The organism is Sphingomonas sp. MS122, assembly GCF_049532975.1.
Taxonomy (GTDB): domain Bacteria; phylum Pseudomonadota; class Alphaproteobacteria; order Sphingomonadales; family Sphingomonadaceae; genus Sphingomonas.
The window spans coordinates 885,451-910,278 of the sequence record NZ_CP186695.1; the positions used below are offsets into that span (position 1 = coordinate 885,451).

Consider the following 24,828-nt stretch of genomic DNA (forward strand, 5'->3'; position numbering starts at 1 on the left):
CATCACTTGGCCGCCGGCGCGCTGGCCGCGACGGTGGGCGCGGCTTCGGCCAGCCCCGGCACATAGGCCGCGCCCTCGAGCACTTGGAGGCTGGAACCGGCGAAGTCGCCGCCGATCGGCTGCGCGCGGCCGCCGAGGCACTTGGCCAGGAAGCCCTCGGTGATGCCGAAGAAGCTCAGGCGGTTCTCCGGCCGTACGAAGCCATGCCCCTCGTCGGGATAGTTGATGTAGGTGACGGGCAGCTTCTTCGCCTTCATCGCCGCGACGATCTGGTCGCTTTCCGCCTTCACCACGCGCGGATCGTTGCCGCCCTGCCCGATCAGCAGCGGCTTGCTGATCGCATCGACCCGGCTGATCGGCGACTGCGCCATCATCCGCTTCAGATCCTCGGGCTTCGAGGGATCGCCGATATGCTTGTAGAAGGTGCCCTCGAGGATCGGACGCCAATAGGGCGGGAAGCTCTCCATCAGCGTCTTGAGGTTCGACGGGCCGACGATGTCGACGCCGCAGGCGAAGCGATCGGGCGTGAAGGTCAGGCCCACCAGGGTCGCGTAGCCGCCGTACGAGCCGCCGAAGATCGCGACCTTGTCCTTGCTGGTGACGCCCCCCTTCACCGCCCAGTCGACCGCGTCGAGCAGGTCCTGGTGCATCTTGCCCGACCATTCGCCGATCGCTGCGTTGACGAAGCCCTTGCCGAAGCCGGTCGAGCCGCGATAGTTGACCGAGAGCACCGCATAGCCGCGATTGGCGAGCCACTGATGGCCGCTGTTGTAGCCATAGCCGTCGCGCGCCCACGGGCCGCCATGGACGTTGAGCACCAGCGGCACCGGCTTGTCGGGCTTGCCGTCGTTGTTCGCATCCGCGTCCGCCGGCAGCGTCAGGTAGCTCACCAGCGTCTTGCCGTCGCCGCTCGGGATCTCGACCGGCCACATCGGCCGCAGCTTGTAGGCGGCGAGGTCGGGGCGCGTCTCGTAGAGCTTGGTCAGCGTCTTCGCCTTGCGGTCGTAGATATAGGCGGTGGCCGGTTTCTCCGCGGCGCTCGCCGCGACGATCAGCTTGCTCGCATCGTCGGTCGCCGAGACGATCGCCACCTCACCCGGCAGCTTGGCCTTGAGGAAGTCGAGATCGGCCTTGGCCTCGGCATTGAGCGGGGTCCACTCGTTCTTGAGATAGTTCACCGAATAGGCGATCGGCTCATAGGTCTCGGGATCGGTGAGCAGGCCCTGGATGTCCGCCCGGTCGCTCGCCGCGATCACCTCGGTCTTGAGGCTCGCTGCATCCATCTTGACCAAAGCCGCCTTGTCGCGGCCGCGGCTGTCGACCCAGTAGAGCGCCGTGCCGTCCTTGTTGAAGCCGATCGGGTTGGTGGTGAAGAAATCCTCGTTGGCGATCGTCAGCACCTCGGCCCATTTGCCGTCGGCGCCGAGCCGGAAATACTTGCTGCCGCCGCCCGGCACCTGCTGGAAGGCGAAGCGGGGCTTCAGCTGATTGTCGGTGACGAAGCCGCCATAGCCGGGATTCTCCAGCACCAGCTTCTTCGCGCCGGTCTTGTAGTCGACCTCGTACAGGTCGAAGAATTGCGGATTGCGATCGTTGAGGCCGATCAGCACGACCTCGGGGCGCTCCTTGCTCACGCCCTGGATCTGCGCGCGCACCTTCTCCTTGGCCTCGGTCAGCGCGACGTCGACGCCGGTCGCGATCGCCACCGAATGCACGCGGAAATTCTCGTTCCCGCCCGAATCCTGCAGGTAGATGATATGCGCGCCGTCAGGCGCCCAGAAATAGCTCTGCAGCCCGCGCTTGGCCTCCTTGGTCACCGCCTTGGCGGCGGAGAGGTTGCCGATCGGCGCCACCCATACGTTCATCACGCCGTTCACCGGCGCGAGCCAGCTGACATGCTTCCCGTCCGGACTGATCTGCCCGCCGGCGCGGCTCGGGTTGCCGAAGATCTTGTCGCGCGGGATCAGCGTATCCGCAGCAGCTTGCGGCGGCGTCGCGACGGCGGCGCCCGCGCTCAGCAGCACCGCGCCCGACAGCAGGGCAATGGCAAGTCGTTTCATCGATCGGTCCCTCCGTTGAATAGGTGCAGCCTAACTCCGCAGCTGTGTTATTTCAACAATACACTGTTCAACGCACCGGCACGAAATCGAGGTGATGGAAATCATAGCTGAAATCGGCGAGCGGCGAGAGCGCCTTCATCCGGACGCCGGTGACCTTGCCGTCGGCGACCGCGAAGGTGACGACCGCATCCTCCCCTGCGCCGGTAGGGAAGCGGGTGCGGAAGCTGTCGGCGCCCCAGGGTTCGAGCACGCTTTGGAACGCGCGCGTCGGGACGAACTCGATGTGCAGCCCGTCCGCCCTCGCCGTCACGACGATGTCGCCATACCAGGGATCGCGATAGCGCCCGGCATAGGCCGCGAGCGGCAGGCTCGGCGCGCCCTCGGGCGGCTTGGCGTCGCCGGCCGACATCTCCGAGAGCGCCTCGGCCTGCGCCTGCCTGTCGCGCGCGACATAGCTCGCCACCCAGTCATAGGCCGGCGCCGTGCCGAGCAAATGGTCGAGGATCGCGTTGCGGATGCCGCCCGACACGCTGTCCTCGGTGTTGCTGAACACCGCGACGCCGATCCCGGCGGACGGGATCATCGCGGTCTGAGTCACTTGGCCCGACAGCCCGCCCGAATGGCTGATCAGCCGCCGCCCGCGGAAGTCCTGCACGATCCAGCCGAGCGCATAGCCCTGCATCACCGGCCGCGCCGGGTTGAGGTCGGTGCCGCCATCGCTCGACGACATGATCACCTGCGGCTTCCACATCTCCGCCGCGGTCTCGGCGCTCCACAGCCTTTTGCCGCCGGGCAGCTCGCCGAGCGCCAGCTGCGCCTCGAGCCATCTGGCGATGTCGGCGACGCTGGCGTTGATTCCCCCGCCGGCATCGATCAGCGGCGCCTCGTCGGGCTTGACCACCTGCATCGGCCCGATGCCGCGCACCGGCGGCCCCAGCCGCGCGTGGCGCCCCGCGACATTGTCGGTACGCAGCAGCTCGCGCGAGGCCACCGCATCGGTCATGCCGAGCGGCGCCAGCAGCCGCTCGGTGACGAAGGCGCGCCAGCTCTTGCCCGAGATACGCTCGATCAGGACGCCGGCGACGATGTAGAGGATGTTGTCATAGTCATAGCCGGTGCGGAAGCCGCGTACCGGCCGCAGGAACCGCAGCCCGCGCATCACCTGTGCGGTGTCGGCGGTCGATTGCGGGAAATACATGAGGTCGCCCGCGCCGAGCGGCAGCCCGCTGCGATGGACCAGCAGATCGCGCACGGTGAACATCCCCGTCACCGCCGGATCGTGCATCCTGAACTCGGGCAGATATCTGGTCAGCGGCTCGTCCCAGCCGAACTTCTTCTCCTCGACCAGCATCGCCAGCGCGGCCGCGGTGAACGCCTTCGAATTGGAAGCGATGCCGAAGCGGGTATGGACGTCGACCGGCGCGGGCTTGCCCATGGTGCGCACGCCATAGCCCTGGAGCCAGGCCGGCTGGCCCTTGCGCACGATCGCCACGGCGATGCCGGGTGTCCCGAACGCCTTCATGAAATTCGCCACGATGGTGCCGATTGCATTGTCGAAGTCGGCCGGCGGGGCCTCCAGCGCCCACGCCGGCAAGGCCAGTCCCACCGCGCCGGCGAGCCCAAGCGCCAGCGCACCGCGCCGGCCGATCGTCAAACCACTCATCGAGAACCCTCCACTGCCGCGGAGGCTAGACCCTGCGCCGCATTTGTCGAGCGTTACGCTTCCAGCTCGACATCCCAGTAGAGCCAGTCGTGCCAGGTCTCGTGCAGATGGTTGGGCGGGAAACGCCGGCCATGTTCCTGCAGCTGCCAGCTGGTCGGGCGGATCGGCGCCATGAACAGCGGCATCGCCGCCTGCTTCGGCGTGCGCCCGCCCTTCTTGAGGTTGCACGGCGCACAGGCGGTCGCGACATTCTCCCACGTCGTCCGCCCGCCCTGCGCGCGCGGGATGACATGGTCGAAGGTGAGATCGCGGTGGCTGCCGCAATATTGGCACTCGAACTTGTCCCGCAGGAACAGGTTGAAGCGCGTGAAGGCCGGGAATTGCGACGGCTTCACATATTGCTTGAGCGCGATCACCGAGGGCAGCTTGATCGACGCGGTCGGGCTGCGCACCTCGCGCTCGTAATGGCTGACGATGTCGACCCGGTCGAGGAACACCGCCTTGATCGCCGTCTGCCACGGCCACACGCTCAGCGGATAATAGGAGAGCGGGGTATAGTCGGCATTCAGCACAAGGGCGGGACACCCGTCAGGATGGCGGATCAGATCGGGATGGTACATGGTCCCCCTCGTGCCCGTTACGCCAAGAACATTTCGCCGGTCCCGCCTCTCGCCACGAAGCGTTACGCCGTCATGACAACATATGCCGCGACTCGCGGTCAAGAGCCGCTTTCATGATTGTCACGCGTTTCGCGCCGAGCCCCACCGGACGGTTGCATTTGGGCCACGCTTTCTCGGCGATCCTGGCGCATGATTTCGCGCGCGAGCGTGCGGGGCGCTTCCTGCTGCGGATCGAGGACATCGATGGGACGCGCAGCCGGCCCGAGCATGTCGCGACGATCCTCGCCGATCTTCAATGGCTGGGGCTCGCCTGGGACGGCGAGCTGGTGTTCCAGTCGCAGCGGCTGGGACGCTACCAGGCCGCGCTCGATCGGCTGAAGGCGATGGGTCTGCTCTATCCCTGTTTCTGCACCCGCGCCGACATCGCCGCGAGCGCCAGCGCGCCGCATGGGCCCGAGGGCCCGGTCTATCCGGGCACCTGCCGTGGTCTTACGGCGCCCGACCTGTCGCGGCCGCATTGCTGGCGGCTCGACATGGCCAGGGCGCTGGCGGCGGTCGCCGAGCCGCTCGTCTTCGAGGATTCAGGGCGCGGCGTCGTCGTGGCGGAGCCCGCGAGCCATGGCGACGTCGTGCTCGCCCGCAAGGATGCGCCGGCGTCCTACCATCTCGCCGTCACGCTCGACGATGCGGCGCAGGGCGTCACCGACGTGGTCCGCGGCGGGGACCTGTTCGCGGCGACGCATGTCCACCGGCTGCTCGCGGCGCTGCTCGACCTCCCCGTCCCGCGCTACCACCATCATGCCCTGCTCGCCGGCCCCGACGGCGAGCGGCTCGCCAAGCGCCACGGCGCGCCGACGCTCGCCGTGCTGCGCGAAGCGGGCGAGGATGGGCGGGCGCTCGCCGACGCGCTGCGCAAGGGCGAACTCCCGGTTGGATTCGCGGCCGCGAAAGCCTAGATCACAAATATGAAACTCTTCCTCATCCTGCTCCTCATCGCCGCGATGATCGCGACGGTCGTCGCCCTCGTCCGCGGCATCATCACCTTCCTCAAGGTGACCGAGGCGGACCTCAAGGGCGGCACGGGCCCCAGCGCCTCGGCGCTCAAGTCGAACAAGATGATGCAGCAGCGCATCCTGTTCCAGGGCATCGCCATCGCGATCGTCGCGGTCCTGCTGCTGATGGCGAGCAGCAGCTGAGGCTGCGGGCCTTGGTCAAGCTCAACAAGATCTACACTCGCACCGGCGACGGCGGCACCACCGGCCTCGTCGACGGCTCGCGCGTCGCCAAGAACGATCCGCGCATGGCCGCGATCGGCGATGTCGACGAGGCCAACAGCGCCATCGGCGTCGCGATCGCCGCGCTCGACGGGGAATATCCCGCACGCCTGCTCGAAACCATCCAGAACGACCTGTTCGACCTCGGTGCCGACCTCGCCACGCCGGGCGAGGATTTCACGCCGTCCGAAACGGCGCTGCGCATCGCCCCGGCGCAGGTCGCGCGGCTTGAGGTCGCGATCGACGCCGCCAACGAAGCGCTGGAGCCGCTGCGCAGCTTCATCCTGCCCGGCGGATCGTCGGTCGCCGCCGCGCTGCACCTCGCCCGTGCGATCACCCGCCGCGCCGAGCGCACCACCGTCGCCGCGGCGCAGGAGATGCCGCTCAACCCGCAGGCGCTCGCCTATCTCAACCGATTGTCGGACCTGCTGTTCGTGCTGGCGCGCGAGGCAAACCTGGCGGCGGGCGGCGATGTCCTGTGGAAGCCTGGCGCGAACCGCTAGGAAAGTGGAGCGGGTAGCGGGAATCGAACCCGCGTATTCAGCTTGGAAGGCTGCTGCACTACCATTGTGCTATACCCGCCTGCGCGGATTTCGCCTTTAGGCGAAATCAGCTTCGGCGGGCAAGCCCGCTTGTTCTCTAGCGGAGATGGCGCAGCGCGAAAGCGCGGCCCGAGCCCGATTTCAGATAACGTTCGAACGCAACCGCCTTCGCCCGATTCCGAAATGCCGTATAGTTGACCAGCATCCATGGCCGGTATTTGGAGGTATGAGCCGACTGCCCGGCATTATGTTCCGCTAGGCGAACCCGCAGATCATCCGCAAGCCCGGTATAGAACTGATCGGGCTCGTTCTCGCTCTGCAGGATGTAGACATAGAACATCGCCATCGGGAAGGAGGATGGCTTGCCAGCCGAAGCGCCGCAAGGCGCAAAGGATGGTGGAAGGGACTGGATTCGAACCAGTGTACGCTCACGCGGGCAGATTTACAGTCTGCTGCCTTTAACCACTCGGCCACCCTTCCATGCGGCACGCCGAAGCGAGTGCGGGCCATTGCCGAAGCGCGCCGCTGCTGTCAACGCCTTGCGCCGGTGTTTCGTGCCGCCTAGCGTCTCGCGATGAGCAAGGGACCACGACGCGGCCACCGTCCTTCCGGCAATCCGGGCAGCGGCAACCGCCCCCGCTTCTGGGGCCGCCACGCCGTCACCGCGGCGCTCGCCAACCCCGAGCGCAACGTGCGCAAGGTGTGGGGCACGCGCGAGGCGCTCGCCGCGCTCGAGCTGCCCCCGGTGCTGCCGATCACCTTCGCCGACGTCGCCGACCTCGCCCGGATGGTGCCCGGCGACGCGCCGCACCAGGGCATCGTGATCGAGGTCGACCCGCTCGAGGAGATCTGGCTCGGCGACCTGCTCGAGGCGGGCGCGGACGACCGGCGGCCGCTGCTGGTGCTCGACCATGTCACCGATCCGCACAATGTCGGCGCGATCCTGCGCTCGGCGGCGGCGTTCGACGCGCTCGGAATCGTCACGCAGGACCGCCATGCCCCGCCCGAATCGGGCGCGCTCGCCCGTGCCGCCTCGGGCGCGCTGGAGGTCGTGCCATGGGTGCGCGTGGTCAACCTCGCCCGCTCGCTCGACGAGATCGGCGAGGCGGGCTTCTGGCGCATCGGGCTGGCGGGCGAGGCCAAGGGCACGCTCGCCGAAGTGATGGGCGACACCCGCCCCGCGCTGGTGCTCGGCGCCGAGGGCGAGGGCATGCGCCACAACACCGCGCAGCATTGCGACGAGCTTGCGCGGCTGCCGATCTCGCCTAAGGTCGAGAGCCTGAACGTATCCAATGCCGCGGCGATCGCGCTCTACGCCGCGGTCTCGCGCTGAACAGGCGCCAAAACGGGGGAAGTGCGATGTTCGACCGGGTCAAGGGCATGGCACTCGCGCTGATCGCGCCGCTGGTGCTGGTCGGCTGCGCCTTCAGTCCGGGCAAGTTCACCTCCTCGCTCACCCTGCTCGCCGACCGCAGCTTCACCTTCACCTATCAGGGCGAGGTGATCGCGGTGGATATCGCCGGCGAGATGGCGAAGGGCATGGGCGACGCGTTCAAGGACAAGGACGACGACAAGGACAAGAAGGACATCGGCACCACCGCGCTGCTGCGCGATGCGTCGTGGCAGGACGAGGACGCCGCCGGCAACACGACCGAGCCTGCGGACGACGAGGATTCGGCCAAGGACGATTCGGCTGAGGACAGGGCCAAGAAGGAGGCCAAGTTCAAGGCGATCGGCGAGGCGCTGACCAAGGAAGCGGGCTATCGCTCGGTCACCTACAAGGGCGACGGCGTGTTCCTGATCGACTATCAGATCAGCGGCAAGCTCACCCACAATTTCCTGTGGCCCTATAATCTCGATGCCGAGGTGATCTTCCCGTTCGTGGTGGTCGAGCTGCGCGGCAGGGACCAAATCCGGGTCAAGGCGCCGGCGTTCGGCGACAATGATTCACCGGGCAAGGGCAAGACCGACGACAGCAAGGCCAAGCTCGACGGCACCTTCAAGCTGATCACCGACGGCGAGCTGGTGAGCCAGAACAACGAGGACGGCGCGAAGACCGAGGGCGGCCGCAGGACCGTGACGTGGAAGGCCACGCCGCTCAGCAAGGACGCGCCGATGGCGGTGGTGAAGGTCGCGCCGCTGCCCTGAAAGGGGCGGACGCCGTCGGGCGGAAGTTGACGAAGTTACGCGGAACGCGATTCATTCTGTCAACTTGATCGCCTTTGTCGGGCGGATGTCGGCCGTGGTTCAACCGTGCGGATCGACGAAATCAAAGAGCGGCCGCGATGCGGCCATTCGATGCAAGCAAATGAATTCCAACATTGCAAGCGGGTGGCTTGTAGCTGGAAAACGATCGTCTCCTGGAACCTGAAACAAGTTCAGGGTGACGGGTAGAGTGGAAAGGTGGACGCCCGCGACTGCGGGAGGCAGCCCTGCGCCCCCTAGCCCTCGCTCAATCCTCCGCGGCGATCGTCACCTTGAGGCCGTCGAGCGCGGGGCCGAACTGGATCTGGCAGGACAGGCGCGAGCGCTCGTCGCGGTCGGACGAGCTGTCGAGCAGGTCGTTCTCGTCCTCGCTCATCGGCGGGAGTTTGTCCGCAAATTCCGGATCGACATGGACGTGGCAGGTCGCGCACGAGCAGCAGCCGCCGCACAGCGCGAGCAGCTCGTCGAACCCATTGTCCCGGATCACTTCCATGACGCTCAGGCCAGTCTCGCCCTCCACCTCGCGTTCTTCTCCTTCGCGCGTGACGACGATAAGCTTGGGCATGACCGACTCCTTCTGGTGCCGTGCCCATGCCGGGCTTTGGCCGCGTGTTCAAGTTTTCCTCTGGCAAGGTTTCACCCGATGGGCCTGAGCGCACGACAGATCCGCGCCTCGATCGACGCGATCGCCGCCGCCGAGCCGCTGGTGGCCGCGGCGGTGGCGCGCGTCGGCTATCCCGAGCCGCGCATCCGCGACCGCGGCTACGAGACGCTGCTGCGCACCATCGTCGGCCAGCAGGTCAGCGTCGCCGCGGCCGCATCGATCTGGAACAAGCTCGCCGCGGCGCTCGGCGACCTGACCCGGCCGGAGATCGTCGCCGCCGCCTCCGACGAGGCGCTGCGCGCCGCCGGCCTGTCGCGCCAGAAGGCGAGCTATGCCCGCAGCCTCGCCGACGAGGTGACCAGCGGGCGGCTCGACCTCGCCGCCCTGCCCGAGGACGACGAGGACGCGATCGCCCAGCTGGTGCGGATCAAGGGGATCGGGCGCTGGTCGGCCGAGATCTACCTGCTCTTCGCCGAGGGGCGGCCCGACATCTGGCCGGCGGGCGACCTCGCCGTGCAGATCGAGATCGGCCGCATCATGGGCCATGCCGAGCGGCCGAGCGAGAAGCTGACCCGCGAGATCGCCGAGCCCTGGCGCCCACACCGCGGCGCCGCCGCGATCCTCGCCTGGCATCACTACAAGGCCGATATGGAGGTCATCTAGGACTGGCGTCGCCCCCCGTCCCTTGCCAAAGAGCGACGGACAGCAAGGAGGCCTGACCCCATGAAGACCCGCGCCGCCGTCGCCTTCGAGGCGAAGAAGCCGCTCGAGATCGTCGAGCTCGATCTGGAGGGGCCGAAGCCCGGCGAGGTGCTGGTCGAGATCATGGCGACGGGCATCTGCCACACCGACAGCTACACGCTCGACGGGTTCGACAGCGAGGGCATCTTCCCGTCGGTACTGGGGCACGAGGGCGCGGGCGTGGTGCGCGAAGTCGGCGCGGGCGTCACCAGCGTGAAGCCGGGCGACCATGTCATCCCGCTCTACACGCCGGAATGCCGCCAGTGTAAGTCCTGCCTCTCGGGCAAGACCAACCTGTGCACCGCGATCCGCGCGACCCAGGGCAAGGGCCTGATGCCCGACGGCACCACGCGCTTTTCCTACAAGGGGCAGCCGATCTTCCATTACATGGGCTGCTCGACCTTCTCGAACTTCACCGTGCTGCCCGAGATCGCGGTGGCGAAGATCCGCGAGGACGCGCCGTTCCAGACCAGCTGCTATATCGGCTGCGGCGTCACCACCGGGGTCGGCGCGGTGGTCAACACCGCCAAGGTGCAGGTCGGCGAGAAGGTGGTGGTGTTCGGCCTGGGCGGGATCGGCCTCAACGTCATCCAGGGCGCGCGAATGGTCGGCGCGGACGTGATCATCGGCGTCGACATCAACGCCGACCGCGAGGAATGGGGCCGCAAGTTCGGCATGACCCACTTCATCAACGGCAAGGGCAAGAGCCGCGAGGAGGTGATTGCCGAGGTCCTCCAGATCACCGACGGCGGCGCCGACTACAGCTTCGACGCGACCGGCAATACCGAGGTGATGCGCACTGCGCTCGAATGCTGCCACCGCGGCTGGGGCGAGAGCATCATCATCGGCGTGGCGGAAGCGGGCAAGGAAATCGCCACGCGCCCCTTCCAGCTGGTCACCGGCCGGGTATGGAAAGGCACCGCGTTCGGCGGCGCCAAGGGCCGCACCGACGTGCCCAAGATCGTCGACTGGTACATGAACGGCCGAATCGCGATCGACCCGATGATCACCCATGTGCTGAGCCTCGAGGAGATCAACAAGGGGTTCGACCTGATGCACGCGGGCGAGTCGATCCGCAGCGTCGTCGTCTACTGACCCGGACAAGGGAGCGGAGCCATGTTCAACCACATCATGGTCGGATCGAACGACATCGAGCGATCCAAGGCCTTCTACGACGCGGTCCTCGGCACGCTGGGCTTCACCGGCGAGCCGTTCCGCGACGTCGCCAAGAGCGGGCATGCGCGGCTGTTCTACCGGCACAATGGCGGGACCTTCTGCGTCGCGCAGCCGATCAACGACGAGCCGGCCTGCTTCGCCAATGGCGGGACGATCGGGTTCAAGTGCGACTCCCCCGAGCAAGTGAAGGCGTTCCACGACGTCGCGGTGGCCCATGGCGGCACCTCGATCGAGGATCCGCCGGGGCTGCGCCAGGGTTCGCTGGGGCCGATGCATCTGAGCTATGTCCGCGACCCCGACGGCAACAAGCTCTGCGCCATCCACCGCCCGGCGGCATGAGCGAAGCCGGCTGGATCCTCACCCTCACCTGCGCCGACCGGGTGGGGATCGTCGCCGGCGTCAGCGGGTTCCTGGCGCGGCACGACGGGTTCATCCTCGACAGCCAGCAATATGCCGACCTGGAGACGGGGCGCTTCTTCATGCGCGTCGTCTTCACCGCCGGCGGGCCGGGGTTCCCGGCCGACCGCGAAACGCTGGTCGCGGCGTTCCAGCCCGTCGCGGCCGAGCTCGAGCTCGACTGGGGGCTGTCGGCGAGCGACGAGAAACCCAGGCTGGTGGTCGCGGTGTCGAAGGGGTCGCACTGCCTCAACGACCTGCTCCACCGCCAGCAATCGGGGACGCTGTCGGCGCGGATCGTCGCCGTCGTCTCCAACCACGACACGCTGCGCCGGCTCACCGAATGGCATGGCGTGCCCTATCATCACCTGCCCGTCGGCGCGGGCGGCAACGCCGAGCAGGAGCGGGCGATCGAGGCGGTGATGGAGGCGGCCGGGGCGCCCTACCTGATCCTCGCCCGCTACATGCAGGTGCTCACCCCCGGTTTCGCCGACCGGCTGGCGGGGCGCTGCATCAACATCCATCACAGCTTCCTCCCCGGCTTCAAGGGCGCCCGCCCCTATCACCGCGCGCACGAGCGCGGCGTGAAACTGATCGGCGCCACCGCGCATTTCGTCACCGGCGACCTCGACGAGGGGCCGATCATCGAGCAGGCGGTGGAGCGGGTCGACCACCGCGACAGCGTCGACGACCTGATCCGCATCGGCCGCGACATCGAGGCGCAGGTGCTCGCCCGCGCCGTCGATGCGCTGGGCGAGCGGCGCGTGTTCCTCAACGGCAACCGGACATTGGTGTTCAGATGACCCTCGAAACCCTCTCCTCCAACAAGGCGCATGGCGGCACCCAGCGCGTCTATCGCCATCCGAGCGCCACCACCGGCACGCCGATGACCTTCTCGGCCTTCGTCCCCGACCACCCCGAGGGCGCCAAGCTGCCCGTGCTGTGGTATCTCTCCGGCCTCACCTGCACCCACGCCAACGTCACCGAGAAGGGCGAGTACCGGCAGGCCTGCGCCGAGCACGGCGTGATCTTCATCGCGCCCGACACCTCGCCGCGGGGGGACGGCGTGCCCGATGACGAGGCGTACGACTTCGGCCAGGGCGCGGGCTTCTATGTCGATGCGACCGAGCAGCCCTGGGCGGCCAACTACCGCATGCGCTCGTACATCGAGGACGAGCTGCCGGCGCTGATCCTGCGCGAATTCGCCTGTGCCGACCTCGCGCGCCAGGGCATCACCGGCCACTCGATGGGCGGGCACGGCGCGCTCACCATCGGCCTTCGCAACCCCGACCGCTTCCGCTCCGTTTCCGCCTTCGCCCCGATCTGCGCGCCGCTCCACTGCCCATGGGGCGAGAAGGCGCTGACCGGCTATATCGGCGGCAACCGGGAGGACTGGCGGTCCTACGACGCCTGCGCGATGATCGAGGACGGCCTGTCCGTCCCCGAGCTGCTGGTCGACCAGGGCGATGCCGATCAGTTCCTCACCGAGCAATTGAAGCCCGAGCTGCTCGAGAAGGCGTGCAGGGACGCCGGGATCGACCTCACGCTGCGCATGCAGCCGTGCTACGACCACAGCTATTATTTCATCTCCACCTTCCTTCCCGAGCATGTCGGCTGGCACGCCGAGCGGCTGAAGCGGTGAGCGGTCCGGGGGCGGCCGCCGGCGACCCTTCGTTCGAGCTCGCGGCCGAGCTGTGGCGCTGGACGCCCGAGCCGCCGGCCAAGGCGAGCTGGTATTTCGTGACGATCACCGGCGAAGCGGCCGACGCGATCCGCGCATTGGGGTTCGAGCGGTCCGCGCTGGGCGGCGCGCGCGGGTTCGGCTCGGTGCGCGTGCGCGCGAGCGTCGGCGGCGCGGCGTTCGAGACCTCGGCCTTTCCGCACAAGGCGAGCGGCGGCTATGTGCTGCCGGTCAAGGCCGCGGTGCGCAGGGCGGCGGGGGTGAGCGAGGGCGAGACGGTGGCCGTGGGGCTGTGGCTGTGACGTTCGTCGCGGTTCGCGGAAAGTCCCAAACGTCACACTGCCACGCACGCGCGAGTCAGGCGTCCTCATAATCAAAGTCGTCGTCATCCTCGTCATAGGGCGGGGCCAGCGCCTCACGGCCTTCGGACGGCGGTCCGGCCTGATAGTGGAGCGGGGTGAGCGGCTCGGCCGGGACGCGGCTGTCGGCGAGGGTCGCGAGCGTGGCGTCGAACACGGCGGCGCCGGCGGTGCTCCAGTCCATCATGCCGACCGGCTTGCCGCCCAGGGCATAGACGCCGGCGGTGATCGAGTTGCGCTCGAGCAGCCATATCAGCAGCCGGTCCGATGGCTCGCGCACCTCGGCGACGATCTTGCCCTCGCGCCACATCTCGCGCACGCCGCCCTTGATCGCGCGCTCATACGCCGTGGTCATCAGCCGCGCGGTGGCGATCCGCAGCGCCTGGTCCCAGGCGAGCGCGAAGGCCTTGCCGTCGGGATGGTGGCGCAGGCGATAGGCCGAGCGCGGGGTGATGCCGGTGGCATGCGCCGCCTCCGAGATGCAGCCAGTATCGGCGAGCGCGCGCAGGAAGCCGCGCTGGCGCTCCGCGGTCCAGCCGTCGTGGCGGGCGCGGAGGCGACGGGGGCGTAGCCGGCGAAGGGGTCGGCGGCGTCGGGGGTAGGGTGAGCGTGCTTCATGAGTCGGCTCCTTTGGTTCGCGGAGCCGGGGTATTTAACCTAATTGGTTCGTGTGGGAAAATGGTGGGGAGGAGGGGTTCGAGCCGTGGCGGCATTGCGGGTGGTGAGGTGGATCCCGGCACAAGGCCGGGATGACGAAGGTGAGAGAGGCGACGGAAGCGGAATAGGGCATCGGGACGAAGCGGCGAAACATCCATTCCGAACCAAACCCGTCACCCCGGCCTTGTGCCGGGGTCCACTGGGCGGCACGCTTTGTCGCCGATGATCGAACGCATCCCCTGCGTCTACATCCTCGCCAGCGCGTATAACGGCACGCTCTATGTCGGCGTGACCTCCAACCTGATCGGCCGGATGATCCAGCATCGCGAAGGGACGTTAAACGGCTTCACCAAACGCTACGGCATCCACCGGCTGGTGTATTTCGAGGTCGGCGAGACGATGGAGGCCGCGATCGCGCGGGAGAAGCAGGTCAAGCGCTACCGCCGCGAGTGGAAGCGCATCGAAGAAGAGGATAAGTGAGAAGCACGGGCAAAGCCCGTGCCTGCGTCGGTCGGCGCTCGTGGCGCCGCCGGCCGGGCGTGCCGCCGAGGAGCGGGGATTAGCTGACGCTAATCCCCTGCGCGGCCCGCCTACTCCGCCGCCACCGTCCCATCGAACAGCCCGCCCTCACCCGCGCCATCCTCGTTCGCCGCCGGGCCGGCCTTGGCCTTCTGGCGCTTGTCGAACGAATCCCAGACCTCGCCCCAGTTCCCTCGGGTCGCGCCCTTCGAGTACTCGGTCGCGCGAGTCTCGAAGAAGTTGGCATGTTCGACGCCGTTGAGGAGCGGGGTGAGCCAGGGGAGCGGGTGCTCGTCGATCATGTAGATCTGCTTGAGGCCGAGCTGGTTCAAACGCCAGTCGGCGATGAAGCGGATGTACTTCTTGATCTCCTTGGGCGTCATGCCGGGGACCGGCCCCTGCTCGAACGCCAGGTCGATGAACGCGTCCTCGAGCCGCACGGTCGTCTGGCAGACGTCCATGATGTCGTCCTTGACCGCCTTGGTCAGGCAGTCGCGCTCCTTGACGAAGGCGTGGAACAGGCGAGTGATGCCCTCGCAGTGCAGGCTCTCGTCGCGGACCGACCAGGAGACGATCTGGCCCATGCCCTTCATCTTGTTGAAGCGCGGGAAGTTCATCAGCATCGCGAAGCTGGCGAAGAGCTGAAGCCCCTCGGTGAAGCCGCCGAACATGGCGAGCGTCTTGGCGATGTCCTCGTCGGTGTCGACGCCGAACTTCTGAAGATAGTCGTGCTTGTCCTTCATCTCGGCATATTCGAGGAACATGCCGTACTCGCTCTCGGGCATGCCGATCGTGTCGAGCAGGTGGCTGTAGGCGGCGATGTGCACCGTCTCCATGTTGGAGAAGGCGGCGAGCATCATCTTGATCTCGGTCGGCTTGAACACGCGGCCGTATTTCTCGTGGTAGCAATCCTGCACTTCCACATCGGCCTGGGTGAAGAAGCGGAAGATCTGGGTGAGCAGGTTGCGCTCGTGATCGGTCAGCTTCTGCGCCCAGTCGCGGCAATCCTCGCCCAGCGGCACCTCTTCGGGCAGCCAGTGGACCTGCTGCTGGCGCTTCCAGAACTCATAGGCCCAGGGATATTCGAAAGGCTTGTAGGTCTTGCGGGCTTCGAGAAGAGGCATGGGGTTACTCCGGGACGAACTGAGAATAGAGGACGGCCACAAGGACCAGTGAGAAAAAGGCGCCGAAGAGAACGAGCATCAGCGCGTTGAAAAAGCCGAAGCGGCGATCGGTGGCGTTACGGGCTGGCAGCTCAACGCCGGCGGCGCGATCGATCATCAACTCGATCGCAGGAACGCCATCCCGCCACGCACGGGTTCGGAAATTCCAGATACCGAGCATGAGGAAACCCGGCCCTGTGACGAGCAGAAAGAGGATGAGGGCGACATCGTTCATGCCGCGCTCGCGATGCTGAACACCAGCGCGAAGCCGGTGAGGAAGAGGCAGAACGCGACCAGCATCATGCCGGCGATGCGCGTGGCATAGGCGCCCTCGGCCGTGGCGGCGCGGCGGCGCAGCAGGGCGAGGCCCGCGACGCCGCTGGCGAGGCCGATGCCGGCTTGGAGGGCGAGGGCGCGGGTCATTAGTCGCGGACCCTCACCACCTTCTCGCGCACCACGACCTTCTTGCCGCGCCACGAGCCGACGCCGAACACGACGATGCCGAGGAAGAAGCCGAAATCATACCAGCCGCCATTGTTGGGCACGGCATAGACCGCGACCTCGGGCAGGAAGAGCGAGAGCACCCAGGCGATCGGGAAGATGAAGCCGTGCCACAGCCCGAGCAGGAAGCCGGGCGCGCCGGGCTCGACCGCGGTGGCGACCTGCTGCGCGCAGGCGGCGAGCAAAGCGAGGCTGGCAATCGCGACGGTCGAACGAAGCTTCATGGCCGGACTCCTGCATCGAAAGGGGCGCACGGACGTTGAGCGCCCGACGGCGTTCCACGCATCAACGCATGAGGAGGCGACAAATGGCCGACACCAGCAACATCCGCGAGCATATGGAAGTGATCGGCGCCGACGGCGTCCATATCGGCACGGTCGACCGCGTCGAGGGCGCCCCCGACGGTTCTTGGCGCATCAAGCTGATCAAGGCCGACAGCGGCGCCGAGATCGAAGGCGTCGCGGAGGGCGGGCGCCACCACCATTACATCCCCGCCGGGCTGATCGCCGAGGTGGAGGGGGACCAGGTGCGGCTCTCCGCCAATGCCGATGTCGCGATCACCTTCGAGGAAGAGGAATCGGGCGAGCCGATCTGAGCTCATCTTCCCTCTCCCATTGGGAGAGGGAGGGAGCCGCGCAGCGGCGGAAGGGTGAGGGCAGCGTCGATCATGCGACGCGGCCTTTATCCTTGCTCGCAAGCAGCGCGGCAACGCGCGACGCGCTGCCAGCATGTGTATCGCCGTCCACCTCGATCACCAGTGCTTCCGAAAAACAGAGAATATCGGCGTAGAACGGACCGACTGGCGCTTGATGCCGCCATTTATGGGCAGGAAAGGCTTCGCGCAGTGCCCGTAACAGACGGCGCTCCGGCTCGGGCGCATCGCGCCGAAGCTGGCGAGCACGGGGAACAGTACCGGATGGCTGGTTTGCGTAGAGGCGCATCGCCCTCACCCTTCCGCCGCTACGCGGCTCCCTCCCTCTCCCAAAGGGAGAGGGAATTCTAGCTCACTGGCACGCCAGACATTCGTCATAGTCCGTGCTCTCGCCGAGGTTGAACTGCGGCTTCTCGATCGTGTTGTCGGCCTCGACCCCGCCCGCGAAGCCGGCGCGCTGCACCGATTTGGAGCGGAGATAGTAGAGCGACTTGATGCCGAGCTCCCACGCGCGGAAGTGGAGCATCAGCAGGTCCCACTTCTCGACATCGGCCGGGATGAACAGGTTCAGCGAGGCCGACTGGTCGATATAGGGGGTGCGGTCCGCGGCGAGCTCGAGCAGCCAGCGCTGGTCGATCTCGAACGAGGTCTTGTAGCAGTCCTTCTCCTCCTGGCTGAGGAAGTCGAGATGCTGGACCGAACCGCCCTGCTCGAGGATCGAGTTCCAGACATTGTCCGAATTCTTCGACTTCTCGATCAGGATCTTCTCGAGATAGGGGTTCTTGACCACGAAGCTGCCCGACAGCGTCTTGTGGGTGTAGATGTTGGCCGGGATCGGCTCGATGCAGGCCGAGGTGCCGCCGCAGATGATCGAGATCGACGCGGTCGGCGCGATCGCCATCTTGCAGCTGAAGCGCTCCATCACGCCCATGTCGGCGGCGTCGGGGCACGGCCCGCGCTCGGCCGCGAGCTGCATCGACGCCTCGTCGACCTGGGCCTTGATGTGCTTGAAGATGCGCAGGTTCCAGGTCTTGGCCATCGCCCCCTCGAAGGGCAGGCCGCGCGCCTGGAGGAAGGAGTGGAAGCCCATCACGCCGAGGCCCACCGAACGCTCGCGGCTGGCGGAATAGGCGGCCTTCTCCATGCCCGGCTCGGCACGGTCGATATAGTCCTGCAGCACGTTGTCGAGGAAGCGCATCACGTCCTCGACGAAGCCCTTGGCGTCCTTCCACTCGTCCCAGGTCTCGAGGTTGAGCGAGGACAGGCAGCACACCGCGGTACGCTCGTTGCCGAGATGGTCCTTGCCGGTCGGCAGGGTGATCTCCGAGCACAGGTTCGAGGTCGAGACCTTGAGCCCCAGATCGCGGTGATGCTTGGGCATGTTCCTGTTCACGTGATCGGCGAACACGATGTACGGCTCGCCGGTGGCGAGGCGGGTCTCGACCAGCTTCTGGAACAGCGCGCGCGCGTCGACCTTGCCGCGGACGCTGCCGTCCTTGGGCGACTTGAGCTCCCATTCGGCGCCGTCGCGCACCGCTTCCATGAACGCATCGGGGATGAGCACGCCGTGGTGGAGGTTCAGCGCCTTGCGGTTGAAGTCGCCCGACGGCTTGCGGATCTCGAGGAACTCCTCGATCTCGGGGTGCGAGATGTCGAGATAGCAGGCGGCCGAACCGCGGCGGAGGCTGCCCTGGCTGATCGCGAGGGTCAGCGAATCCATCACGCGGACGAAGGGGATGATGCCGCTGGTCTTGCCGTTGAGGCCGACCGGCTCGCCGATGCCGCGGACATTGCCCCAATAGGTGCCGATGCCGCCGCCGCGCGAGGCGAGCCAGACATTCTCGTTCCAGGTGTCGACGATGCCGTCGAGGCTGTCGGGCACCGAGTTCAAGAAGCACGAGATCGGCAGGCCGCGGCCGGTGCCGCCGTTCGACAGCACGGGCGTCGCCGGCATGAACCACAGCTTCGAGATATAGTCGTAGATGCGCTGGGCGTGCGCGGCGTCGTCGGCATAGGCCGAGGCGACGCGGACGAACAGGTCCTGGAAGGTCTCGCCGGGCAGCAGGTAGCGGTCCTTCAGCGTCTCCTTGCCGAATTCGGTGAGCAGCGCGTCGCGCGAATGATCGACCTCGACCGGATAGGGCCGCGGGTTCACCGCCTTCGAATCGGCCTTCTTCTTCGCCTTGGGTGCGGCGGCCTTGGTCTCGACGGTTGCTTCGGCGGTTTCGGTCACGGTCTCGCTTGCTTCCTGCTGTTCTCTGAAGTCCATCGTCGCTCGTCCCTATGCCGTCCAGATCACGACTCGGGGGCATCCGGCGATGTTACCATCGCACACACCGGAGCGTGAGAACAAAAAGTGTCCACCGCCCCCGTCCAAGGCACGAGCGGGCCCATGCCGCGATATGGGGTCGCGGACGGCGTTCCACCAGTGCTTGGGCTCGACCCCCTGTCTAGCCACTAGAGATTGTGTCAGATCGGCCCGGGAGGCAAGACCGTAAATGACAATTGAAAGACTCGGTTCGTCGCTGATTTGACTCGGTTCGTGGCGCGCCCGGAACGACTTGGCGCATGCGACGCGCGGACCTTCCTCGCCTTTTCAGAATGCAAGAGAACGAACGCGGAACTCACAAAAATTTCATGCACCGATTCATCCACAGGAATCTGGCCCAACATATTGGGGCCGGTCGGTCAGCTTCGCGAAAGCCAGCATGGGGCATGATCCGGATTGATGGCCCGGTCGTAAGGGCCGGAGGACCGAATCGATGCGACTCGTCTTGCTTGCCGCCGTTGCCGCGCTGACCGCCCTTCCCGCCGCTGCGCAGATCCGCGACCCTTCCGGCGGGGTGCGCTGGCCGGCGCCCTCGCCCGCCCTGCCCGGCGTGGCGCGCGAGCTGGGCCAGGCCGACCGCTCGATCCGCGACGGGCGCGAGAGCGGACAGCTGTCGCGCCGCGAAGCCCGTGCGCTGCGCCGGGAGAGCCGCCAGATCGCGGTGCTCGAGGAACGCTACATGCGGGGCGGCTTGTCGGACTCCGAGCGCGCCGAGCTCGAGACGCGCATCCATGCGCTGCGCAGCGTCACCGGGGCGAAGCGGAGCAGCAAACCGTAGGGGTGCCCTGTCCGCTTTACCGTCACCCGGCCTCGTGCCGGCCACGGACAGGGAGATTGCGGTTCGTCCGCGCCGCGCTAGGCTCGTGCCGACCAGCAGGAGGGCGGCATGACGGACCAGGCGGACGGCATCATCGGACGGCGCACGATGCTCAAGGGCGCGGTGGCGGGCGCGGCGCTGAGCGCGCCGGGCGCGGCGCTGGCGGCGGACGGCATGGCGGACGTGAAGAAGGCGATCGCCGCCGGGCACGACGCGGCGGTGAAGCGGCTGCAGGACTGGATCCGCCTGCCCTCGATCGCGGCGGAGAATCGCGGCTATCCCGAAGGCGCCGAGCATATGAAGCAGCTGGCGCTGGACGCCGGCTTCCAGCATGCCGAGATCGTCCCGTCCAAGGGCAAGCCCGGGGTGTTCGCGACGCTCGACGCGGGCGCGAAGAAGACGCTCGGCATCTATTTCATGTACGACGTCAAGCAGTTCGACCCGGCGGAATGGGAGCATCCGCCGCTCGAGGCGAAGCTGATCGACAAGCCCGGCTTCGGCAAGGTGGTGATGGGCCGCGGCGCGGTGAACCAGAAGGGGCCGCAGGCGACCTTCCTCGCCGCGCTGCACGCGATGAAGGCGGCGGGACGCAAGCTGCCGGTCAATCTGGTGCTGGTGGCGGAGGGCGAGGAGGAGATCGTCTCGCCCAATTTCCACGAGATCGTGACCGCGCCGCAGGTCGCCCCCGCGCTCAGGAAGACCGTCGGCGTGATCATCCCGACCGGCTGGCAGAGCCCGGCGACGGGCGGCGTGACGCTCGCGCTCGGCGCCAAGGGCGCGGTCGAGTTCGAGCTCACCGTGTCGGGCGAGAAATGGGGCCGCGGGCCCAAGGGCGACATCCATTCGAGCGAAAAGGCGCGCGTCGACAGCCCGCCATGGCGCTTGGTCGCGGCGCTCGCGACGCTGGTCACGCCGGACGGCAACACCGTCACGATCGACGGCATCCAGGACAAGGTGCGCCCGCTGTCGGCCCGCGAGCGCGAGCTGATCCTGCTGAACGCGCGCGCCAACAGCGAGGAGACGGCGAAGAAGGCGCTCGGCGTGTCGCGCTGGATCGACGACATGAGCTGGGAGGAATCGCTGCTGCGGCTGGCGCAGGTGCCGACAGTCAACATCCAGGGCCTCGTCTCGGGTTATATGGGCCCGGGCGGCAAGACCGTGCTGCCGGGCAAGGCCACCGCCAAGATCGAGATGCGGCTGGTGCCCGACATGACCAAGGACGACACGCTCGCCAAGCTCCGCGCGCATCTCGACAAGCGCGGCTTCACCGATGTCGAGGTCAACGTCTCGGGCGGCTATGGCCCGACGGAAACCGCCGAGACCAGCGCGCTGATCCGCGCCGAGCTGGCGACGTGCGAGCGGCTGGGCGTGCCGGCGACGATCACGCCGCGCATGGCGGGAAGCTGGCCGGGGGTAATCTTCACCGGCCCGCCGCTGGGCCTTCCCGCCGGCCAGTTCGGCTTCGGCCATGGCAGCGGCGCACACGCTCCCAACGAATATTTCGTGATCGAGAGCAGCAACCCCAAGGTGATGGGGATGGACGCCGCGGCGTTCGGCTTCGTCGACTTTCTGTATCAGGTGGCGGCGACGGCGTAGGAAGCGGGCGGCATCGATAAACCTCCTCCCCCGGAGGGAGGTGGCGCCGCGAAGCGGAGACGGAGGGGTATTCTCCCCAAGCGACAACGCTTGCCGAAACCATGAGATGCCTAGTCTTCGCACGCCAGCGCGGCGCGGGCGGCGTCGAGACGCTCGCGCACCGGCGTGGCGGCGGGATCGGGCGCGGCGCCGAGATGCTCGACGCGCAGCTCGGCCATGAAGGCGGCGACCAGCTCGGACCCGCCCTCCTCCAACAGCTGGTTGCGGATCGAAAGCTCGGGCGTGACAGGCAAATGCCGCCGGCCCCAGGCGCCCATCGCGACGAGCAAGGGCAGCAGCTGGATCGCCGCCTCGGTCAGATTGTAGCGCGTCTTCTGCTTGTGGCTGGGGTCGCCGGCCTTGGTGACCAGCCCGCGCGCCTCGAGCCGCTTCAGCCGGTCGGCGAGGATGTTCGACGCGATCCCCTCCATCGAGCCGCGCATCAGTTCGCGGAAATAATGCCGGTTTCCGAACATCATGTCGCGGATCACCACCAGGCTCCAGCGGTCGCCCAGCACCTCCAGCGTCAGGTTGATCGGGCAGCCCGATCGCGGCTCGTGCATCGCATCCTCCAAAACTGCTTGCAATATACAAGCAGATTGACTAGTCCGCAACCGCTTGCTATTTGCAAGCAGTATGGGAGACGGACGATGAGCAAGATACGCGTGAACGGCTTCAGCATCTCGGCCGACGGCTATGGTGCGGGCGTGGAGCAGAGCCTGGAACACCCGCTGGGCGAGGACGGCGAGAACCTCCACCCCTGGATGGTCGAGACGCGGCAATTCAAGGCGATGTACGGCAACGAAGGCGGCGCGGAGGGCGTCGACAATGATTTCACGCGGCGCTCGATGGCGGGCCTCGGCGCCTGGGTGATGGGGCGCAACATGTTCGGGCCGGTGCGCGGCGAATGGCCCGATCATCAATGGAGGGGCTGGTGGGGCGACAACCCGCCCTATCACTGCCCGGTGTTCGTGCTGACGCATCATGCGCGGCCGCCGCTCGAGATGGACGGCGGCACCGTGTTCCACTTCGTGACCGAGGGGCCGGAGGCGGCGCTGGAGCTGGCGCGCGCGGCGGCGGGCGACAAGGACGTGCGCATCGGCGGCGGAGTGTCGACGGTGCGCCACTATCTCAAGACGCGCGCGATCGACGAGATGCACCTGGCGGTCTCGCCGGTGCTGCTCGGCAAGGGCGAGGCGCTGCTCGAGGGCATCGACCTGCCCGCGCTCGGCTATCGCGTCGCCGACCAGGCGATGGGCGAGCGCGCGCTGCACCTGATCGTTGCGCGCGGGTGACCCGCGGCCGCGAACGCAACTCCGGGCCAGCCAAATCGGGCGGGATTGTGGCGACGGGCTGAACCCCAAGTGAAGGGGCCCGCTCGCCGCCACATTCGCGTGGGTTCGGCCCGCCTTTTCCCCGCCACGCTTCGTCCCGCTCCACCGGTGGCGCGGGCTCGAGGCTGCCCCGTTCGCCCGGCAACTCCCCGTTGCGATGAGCCGTTCTTGCGCCGGTTCATGGCAACATGAGGAGACGAACGATGCGAACCCTGAGTATCACCGCCGCGGCGCTCGCCGCGTTCACCGCCGCCCCCGCGCTGGCGCACGATCGCACCGCGCACATCTACGACGACAGCAACCACCATTATCTCGACTACAAGACCTCGATCAGCGAGGCGAAGCGCGAACTGCGCAAGGATCTGCGCGACGCCAAGGACGAGGCCGACCGGGTCGACGCCTATGCCGAGTACGAGGCGGAGGTCGCCGATGCCGACAAGGATTTCCGCAAGGAGATGGCCGAGAAGGGCATCCGCATTCCCGCCGGCCGCGTGATGGTCGAGACCGAGGTGTCGATGCTGTCGCCGCGCTGATGCGGCGCTGATCTCCTGAACGGCTACGTGGCCCGGACCCGGCTGTCCGGGAGGGCGGGAGCGGCGTTCGCGCGGACAGCGTTTCGCGAATGCCGCTTCCGTCCTTTTAGTAACGCTCAGCCGCACCAGCCCGTGCGAGGACCGCCCGCATAAGGCCGGGCAAGCCCCTCGGCGACCAGCGCGTCGCCGACCCCGCGGCCGTCGACCGACACGAGACGCAGCCGGCGGCCGTAGCGATCGGTGTCGCGTCCGATGCCGGCGAGCGCGACCTCGCCCGAATTGAGCAGCGCCTGCAGTCGCCGCGTCGCCGCCGCGCCGAGCTCGGCCTCGCGCGGGCAGCGTGCGGGATGAGTTTCGGGCGTATCGATATCGGCGATGCGGATCTTGGCGCCGTCCATCCAGAAGGTATCGCCGTCGACCACGCAATTGGCGCCGCCGCCGACATGGCAGAAGCCGAAGCGGGGGCGGGCGGCACCGGTGGGTGCCGCAGCCACGGCCGGCGCCGGCGGGCCTCCCTGACTGGCGAGCAACGCCGCCGAACGGCGCGATTCCGCCCAGGGATGGCGCGCCGGCGCCGCTTGCGTGACGGTCGTGGCGATGGCCAATTCGCCCGCGAGCATCGGCCAGGCGGCCCAACCGAGCCCGGCGAAGACCCCGGCCAGCGTCATCGTCACCAGCTCCAGCCGGCCGAAGCGCCAGCGGCGGCGGGGACGGCGTGCGAAGATGCGCGATTCGAGATGCGCGCCATGCCATGAGCGCCGCACCTTTCGGCCGCGATGCAACTCGTACGGATACTTCATCGAGCGGCCGGCTTCATTGCCTGCGATGTTAGCGCGCCCGAGTCACCAAATCCTTTCGGGTCGGCACGGATCCGGAGCCGCTTGCCGCCATTTCGGAGCGACCGGCGATATATCCGTTTCGGACCGGACAATCGCCAAATCGGCGCGATCGCCCGCTAACATGCACGGGTGAGCGAGACGGGGCGGATCATCTTCGTATGCGATGGCTGCGGCACGCCGGGCGTGACGCGCGAGGCCTGGGCGGCGTGGGACGTGGAGACGCAGGCCTGGGTGCTGGCGGAGATGTTCGACTACGCCTTTTGCCACAGCTGCCACCGGCGCACCCAGCTGGAAGAGCTGGCGGTGGAGAAGGAGTAAGGTGGCCGGAGGACCGCGGAACCGCGGCGCCGTTGCGGCCGGGAGATTGCGTGGCGAAGCCGAAGATGGGCCCGAAGATGGGGAGGTGAGCGGCGCTGGCCCCGGGGCTTGGGAGGGGCTGCCGGGGTCGATCGCGTTCATCCCACTCGTCACCCCGGTTCCGGGCCGGGGTGACGCTTTTTCGGCGGCCGGCTTTTCGGGGATCGGCTT

Annotated in this window: 31 protein-coding genes, 2 tRNA genes and 1 pseudogene; 18 read left to right on the forward strand and 16 right to left on the reverse strand. The window is 67.5% G+C overall.

The features are described 5' to 3' along the window. Nucleotides 1-2: 2 nt before the first annotated feature. The 3 genes from ACO227_RS04060 to ACO227_RS04070 all read right to left on the reverse strand — a co-directional run bounded on the left by ACO227_RS04060 (nucleotide 3) and on the right by ACO227_RS04070 (nucleotide 4,343). Nucleotides 3-2,060 carry a S9 family peptidase gene (locus tag ACO227_RS04060; RefSeq protein ID WP_423605498.1) on the reverse strand — a complete coding sequence of 686 codons (2,058 nt, stop codon included), beginning with the start codon at nucleotides 2,058-2,060 and terminating at the stop codon, nucleotides 3-5. Nucleotides 2,061-2,127: 67 nt separating this feature from the next. Beyond that, a complete protein-coding gene (locus ACO227_RS04065) occupies nucleotides 2,128-3,723 on the reverse strand; it encodes a serine hydrolase (RefSeq protein ID WP_423605499.1) in 1,596 nt (531 codons plus the stop codon). 53 nt (nucleotides 3,724-3,776) lie between these two features. Beyond that, a complete protein-coding gene (locus tag ACO227_RS04070; RefSeq protein WP_423605501.1) occupies nucleotides 3,777-4,343 on the reverse strand; it encodes an HNH endonuclease in 567 nt (188 codons plus the stop codon). Between the two features lie 113 nt (nucleotides 4,344-4,456). On the opposite strand from ACO227_RS04070, the gene gluQRS reads away from it, so the two are divergent. Genes gluQRS through ACO227_RS04085 form a run of 3 tightly spaced genes read left to right on the forward strand, consistent with a single transcriptional unit; the run spans nucleotide 4,457 to nucleotide 6,120 of the window. Next, nucleotides 4,457-5,299, forward strand: a complete 843-nt coding sequence (gluQRS, locus tag ACO227_RS04075) for a tRNA glutamyl-Q(34) synthetase GluQRS (protein WP_423605503.1) — start codon at nucleotides 4,457-4,459, stop codon at nucleotides 5,297-5,299. A gap of 9 nt (nucleotides 5,300-5,308) precedes the next feature. Then, the gene (locus ACO227_RS04080) at nucleotides 5,309-5,539 is read left to right on the forward strand and encodes a twin transmembrane helix small protein (protein ID WP_265117571.1); all 231 of its coding nucleotides are present in this window, start codon (nucleotides 5,309-5,311) and stop codon (nucleotides 5,537-5,539) included. 11 nt (nucleotides 5,540-5,550) lie between these two features. Further along, nucleotides 5,551-6,120 carry a cob(I)yrinic acid a,c-diamide adenosyltransferase gene (locus ACO227_RS04085; protein ID WP_423605505.1) on the forward strand — a complete coding sequence of 190 codons (570 nt, stop codon included), beginning with the start codon at nucleotides 5,551-5,553 and terminating at the stop codon, nucleotides 6,118-6,120. Between the two features lie 5 nt (nucleotides 6,121-6,125). On the opposite strand, the gene ACO227_RS04090 is transcribed toward ACO227_RS04085, so the two are convergent. The 3 genes from ACO227_RS04090 to ACO227_RS04100 all read right to left on the reverse strand — a co-directional run bounded on the left by ACO227_RS04090 (nucleotide 6,126) and on the right by ACO227_RS04100 (nucleotide 6,639). Further along, nucleotides 6,126-6,199 (reverse strand) — tRNA-Gly (locus ACO227_RS04090). A gap of 57 nt (nucleotides 6,200-6,256) precedes the next feature. Beyond that, nucleotides 6,257-6,505, reverse strand: a complete 249-nt coding sequence (locus tag ACO227_RS04095) for a GIY-YIG nuclease family protein (protein WP_423605507.1) — start codon at nucleotides 6,503-6,505, stop codon at nucleotides 6,257-6,259. A gap of 48 nt (nucleotides 6,506-6,553) precedes the next feature. Then, nucleotides 6,554-6,639: transfer RNA gene (locus ACO227_RS04100), tRNA-Tyr, on the reverse strand. 94 nt (nucleotides 6,640-6,733) lie between these two features. Between ACO227_RS04100 and rlmB the strand changes: the two genes are divergently transcribed. Beyond that, the gene (rlmB, locus tag ACO227_RS04105) at nucleotides 6,734-7,492 is read left to right on the forward strand and encodes a 23S rRNA (guanosine(2251)-2'-O)-methyltransferase RlmB (RefSeq protein WP_423605509.1); all 759 of its coding nucleotides are present in this window, start codon (nucleotides 6,734-6,736) and stop codon (nucleotides 7,490-7,492) included. Nucleotides 7,493-7,518: 26 nt separating this feature from the next. Continuing rightward, on the forward strand, nucleotides 7,519-8,307 hold the full coding sequence (locus ACO227_RS04110; protein ID WP_423605511.1) for a hypothetical protein: 789 nt from the start codon (nucleotides 7,519-7,521) through the stop codon (nucleotides 8,305-8,307). 304 nt (nucleotides 8,308-8,611) lie between these two features. On the opposite strand, the gene ACO227_RS04115 is transcribed toward ACO227_RS04110, so the two are convergent. Then, on the reverse strand, nucleotides 8,612-8,929 hold the full coding sequence (locus ACO227_RS04115; protein ID WP_423605513.1) for a 2Fe-2S iron-sulfur cluster-binding protein: 318 nt from the start codon (nucleotides 8,927-8,929) through the stop codon (nucleotides 8,612-8,614). A gap of 78 nt (nucleotides 8,930-9,007) precedes the next feature. On the opposite strand from ACO227_RS04115, the gene ACO227_RS04120 reads away from it, so the two are divergent. The 6 genes from ACO227_RS04120 to ACO227_RS04145 are packed head-to-tail and all read left to right on the forward strand — an operon-like array spanning nucleotide 9,008 to nucleotide 13,264. Next, nucleotides 9,008-9,631, forward strand: a complete 624-nt coding sequence (locus ACO227_RS04120; RefSeq protein WP_423605514.1) for a DNA-3-methyladenine glycosylase family protein — start codon at nucleotides 9,008-9,010, stop codon at nucleotides 9,629-9,631. A gap of 60 nt (nucleotides 9,632-9,691) precedes the next feature. After that, nucleotides 9,692-10,804: an S-(hydroxymethyl)glutathione dehydrogenase/class III alcohol dehydrogenase gene (locus ACO227_RS04125; RefSeq protein ID WP_423605516.1), complete on the forward strand. Its 1,113-nt coding sequence runs from the start codon at nucleotides 9,692-9,694 to the stop codon at nucleotides 10,802-10,804. Between the two features lie 21 nt (nucleotides 10,805-10,825). Next, nucleotides 10,826-11,224 (forward strand): VOC family protein, encoded by a 399-nt coding sequence (locus ACO227_RS04130; protein WP_423605517.1) that lies wholly within the window; start codon nucleotides 10,826-10,828, stop codon nucleotides 11,222-11,224. Then, entirely contained in the window at nucleotides 11,221-12,084 is an 864-nt protein-coding gene (gene purU, locus ACO227_RS04135) for a formyltetrahydrofolate deformylase (protein ID WP_423605518.1), read from the forward strand. The genes ACO227_RS04130 and purU overlap by 4 nt, the downstream gene beginning before the upstream one ends. Beyond that, complete coding sequence (fghA, locus tag ACO227_RS04140) at nucleotides 12,081-12,923, forward strand: S-formylglutathione hydrolase (protein WP_423605519.1); 843 nt, start codon at nucleotides 12,081-12,083, stop codon at nucleotides 12,921-12,923. Before purU ends, fghA begins: the two co-directional genes overlap by 4 nt. Next, entirely contained in the window at nucleotides 12,920-13,264 is a 345-nt protein-coding gene (locus ACO227_RS04145) for a DUF1905 domain-containing protein (RefSeq protein ID WP_423605521.1), read from the forward strand. The genes fghA and ACO227_RS04145 overlap by 4 nt, the downstream gene beginning before the upstream one ends. A 55-nt stretch (nucleotides 13,265-13,319) precedes the next feature. On the opposite strand, the gene ACO227_RS04150 is transcribed toward ACO227_RS04145, so the two are convergent. Next, entirely contained in the window at nucleotides 13,320-13,676 is a 357-nt protein-coding gene (locus tag ACO227_RS04150; protein WP_423605523.1) for a hypothetical protein, read from the reverse strand. 524 nt (nucleotides 13,677-14,200) lie between these two features. Here ACO227_RS04150 and ACO227_RS04155 point away from each other — a divergent pair. Beyond that, nucleotides 14,201-14,434, forward strand: a pseudogene (locus tag ACO227_RS04155) (GIY-YIG nuclease family protein); the annotation flags it as partial. A 134-nt stretch (nucleotides 14,435-14,568) separates the two neighbouring features. Here the strand turns inward: ACO227_RS04155 and ACO227_RS04160 are convergent. Genes ACO227_RS04160 through ACO227_RS04175 form a run of 4 tightly spaced genes read right to left on the reverse strand, consistent with a single transcriptional unit; the run spans nucleotide 14,569 to nucleotide 16,385 of the window. Further along, nucleotides 14,569-15,621, reverse strand: coding sequence for a ribonucleotide-diphosphate reductase subunit beta (locus tag ACO227_RS04160; protein ID WP_423605524.1), 1,053 nt, complete (start codon nucleotides 15,619-15,621; stop codon nucleotides 14,569-14,571). 4 nt (nucleotides 15,622-15,625) lie between these two features. Further along, nucleotides 15,626-15,895, reverse strand: a complete 270-nt coding sequence (locus ACO227_RS04165; protein ID WP_423605526.1) for a hypothetical protein — start codon at nucleotides 15,893-15,895, stop codon at nucleotides 15,626-15,628. Continuing rightward, nucleotides 15,892-16,083: a hypothetical protein gene (locus ACO227_RS04170; protein ID WP_423605527.1), complete on the reverse strand. Its 192-nt coding sequence runs from the start codon at nucleotides 16,081-16,083 to the stop codon at nucleotides 15,892-15,894. Before ACO227_RS04170 ends, ACO227_RS04165 begins: the two co-directional genes overlap by 4 nt. Next, nucleotides 16,083-16,385 (reverse strand): hypothetical protein, encoded by a 303-nt coding sequence (locus ACO227_RS04175; protein WP_423605529.1) that lies wholly within the window; start codon nucleotides 16,383-16,385, stop codon nucleotides 16,083-16,085. The genes ACO227_RS04170 and ACO227_RS04175 overlap by 1 nt, the downstream gene beginning before the upstream one ends. A gap of 83 nt (nucleotides 16,386-16,468) precedes the next feature. On the opposite strand from ACO227_RS04175, the gene ACO227_RS04180 reads away from it, so the two are divergent. Continuing rightward, nucleotides 16,469-16,756: a DUF2171 domain-containing protein gene (locus ACO227_RS04180; RefSeq protein ID WP_423605531.1), complete on the forward strand. Its 288-nt coding sequence runs from the start codon at nucleotides 16,469-16,471 to the stop codon at nucleotides 16,754-16,756. A 70-nt stretch (nucleotides 16,757-16,826) separates the two neighbouring features. Here the strand turns inward: ACO227_RS04180 and ACO227_RS04185 are convergent, their stop codons facing one another. Together ACO227_RS04185 and ACO227_RS04190 are read right to left on the reverse strand one after the other, a co-directional pair. Next, nucleotides 16,827-17,102, reverse strand: coding sequence for an endonuclease domain-containing protein (locus ACO227_RS04185; protein ID WP_423605533.1), 276 nt, complete (start codon nucleotides 17,100-17,102; stop codon nucleotides 16,827-16,829). 63 nt (nucleotides 17,103-17,165) lie between these two features. Further along, the gene (locus ACO227_RS04190; RefSeq protein WP_423605535.1) at nucleotides 17,166-19,082 is read right to left on the reverse strand and encodes a ribonucleoside-diphosphate reductase subunit alpha; all 1,917 of its coding nucleotides are present in this window, start codon (nucleotides 19,080-19,082) and stop codon (nucleotides 17,166-17,168) included. A gap of 493 nt (nucleotides 19,083-19,575) precedes the next feature. On the opposite strand from ACO227_RS04190, the gene ACO227_RS04195 reads away from it, so the two are divergent. After that, nucleotides 19,576-19,920 (forward strand): hypothetical protein, encoded by a 345-nt coding sequence (locus tag ACO227_RS04195; RefSeq protein WP_423605537.1) that lies wholly within the window; start codon nucleotides 19,576-19,578, stop codon nucleotides 19,918-19,920. A 108-nt stretch (nucleotides 19,921-20,028) separates the two neighbouring features. Beyond that, complete coding sequence (locus ACO227_RS04200; protein ID WP_423605539.1) at nucleotides 20,029-21,555, forward strand: M20/M25/M40 family metallo-hydrolase; 1,527 nt, start codon at nucleotides 20,029-20,031, stop codon at nucleotides 21,553-21,555. A 110-nt stretch (nucleotides 21,556-21,665) separates the two neighbouring features. On the opposite strand, the gene ACO227_RS04205 is transcribed toward ACO227_RS04200, so the two are convergent. Next, on the reverse strand, nucleotides 21,666-22,157 hold the full coding sequence (locus ACO227_RS04205) for a winged helix-turn-helix transcriptional regulator (protein ID WP_423605540.1): 492 nt from the start codon (nucleotides 22,155-22,157) through the stop codon (nucleotides 21,666-21,668). 87 nt (nucleotides 22,158-22,244) lie between these two features. Here ACO227_RS04205 and ACO227_RS04210 point away from each other — a divergent pair, with 87 nt between their 5' ends. Together ACO227_RS04210 and ACO227_RS04215 are read left to right on the forward strand one after the other, a co-directional pair. Continuing rightward, entirely contained in the window at nucleotides 22,245-22,889 is a 645-nt protein-coding gene (locus tag ACO227_RS04210) for a dihydrofolate reductase family protein (RefSeq protein ID WP_423605542.1), read from the forward strand. A 242-nt stretch (nucleotides 22,890-23,131) separates the two neighbouring features. Beyond that, nucleotides 23,132-23,461, forward strand: coding sequence for a hypothetical protein (locus ACO227_RS04215; RefSeq protein WP_423605544.1), 330 nt, complete (start codon nucleotides 23,132-23,134; stop codon nucleotides 23,459-23,461). 116 nt (nucleotides 23,462-23,577) lie between these two features. On the opposite strand, the gene ACO227_RS04220 is transcribed toward ACO227_RS04215, so the two are convergent. Continuing rightward, complete coding sequence (locus ACO227_RS04220) at nucleotides 23,578-24,261, reverse strand: thermonuclease family protein (RefSeq protein ID WP_423605546.1); 684 nt, start codon at nucleotides 24,259-24,261, stop codon at nucleotides 23,578-23,580. A 168-nt stretch (nucleotides 24,262-24,429) separates the two neighbouring features. Between ACO227_RS04220 and ACO227_RS04225 the strand changes: the two genes are divergently transcribed. Beyond that, the gene (locus tag ACO227_RS04225) at nucleotides 24,430-24,618 is read left to right on the forward strand and encodes a hypothetical protein (RefSeq protein ID WP_423605547.1); all 189 of its coding nucleotides are present in this window, start codon (nucleotides 24,430-24,432) and stop codon (nucleotides 24,616-24,618) included. Nucleotides 24,619-24,828 lie beyond the last annotated feature (210 nt).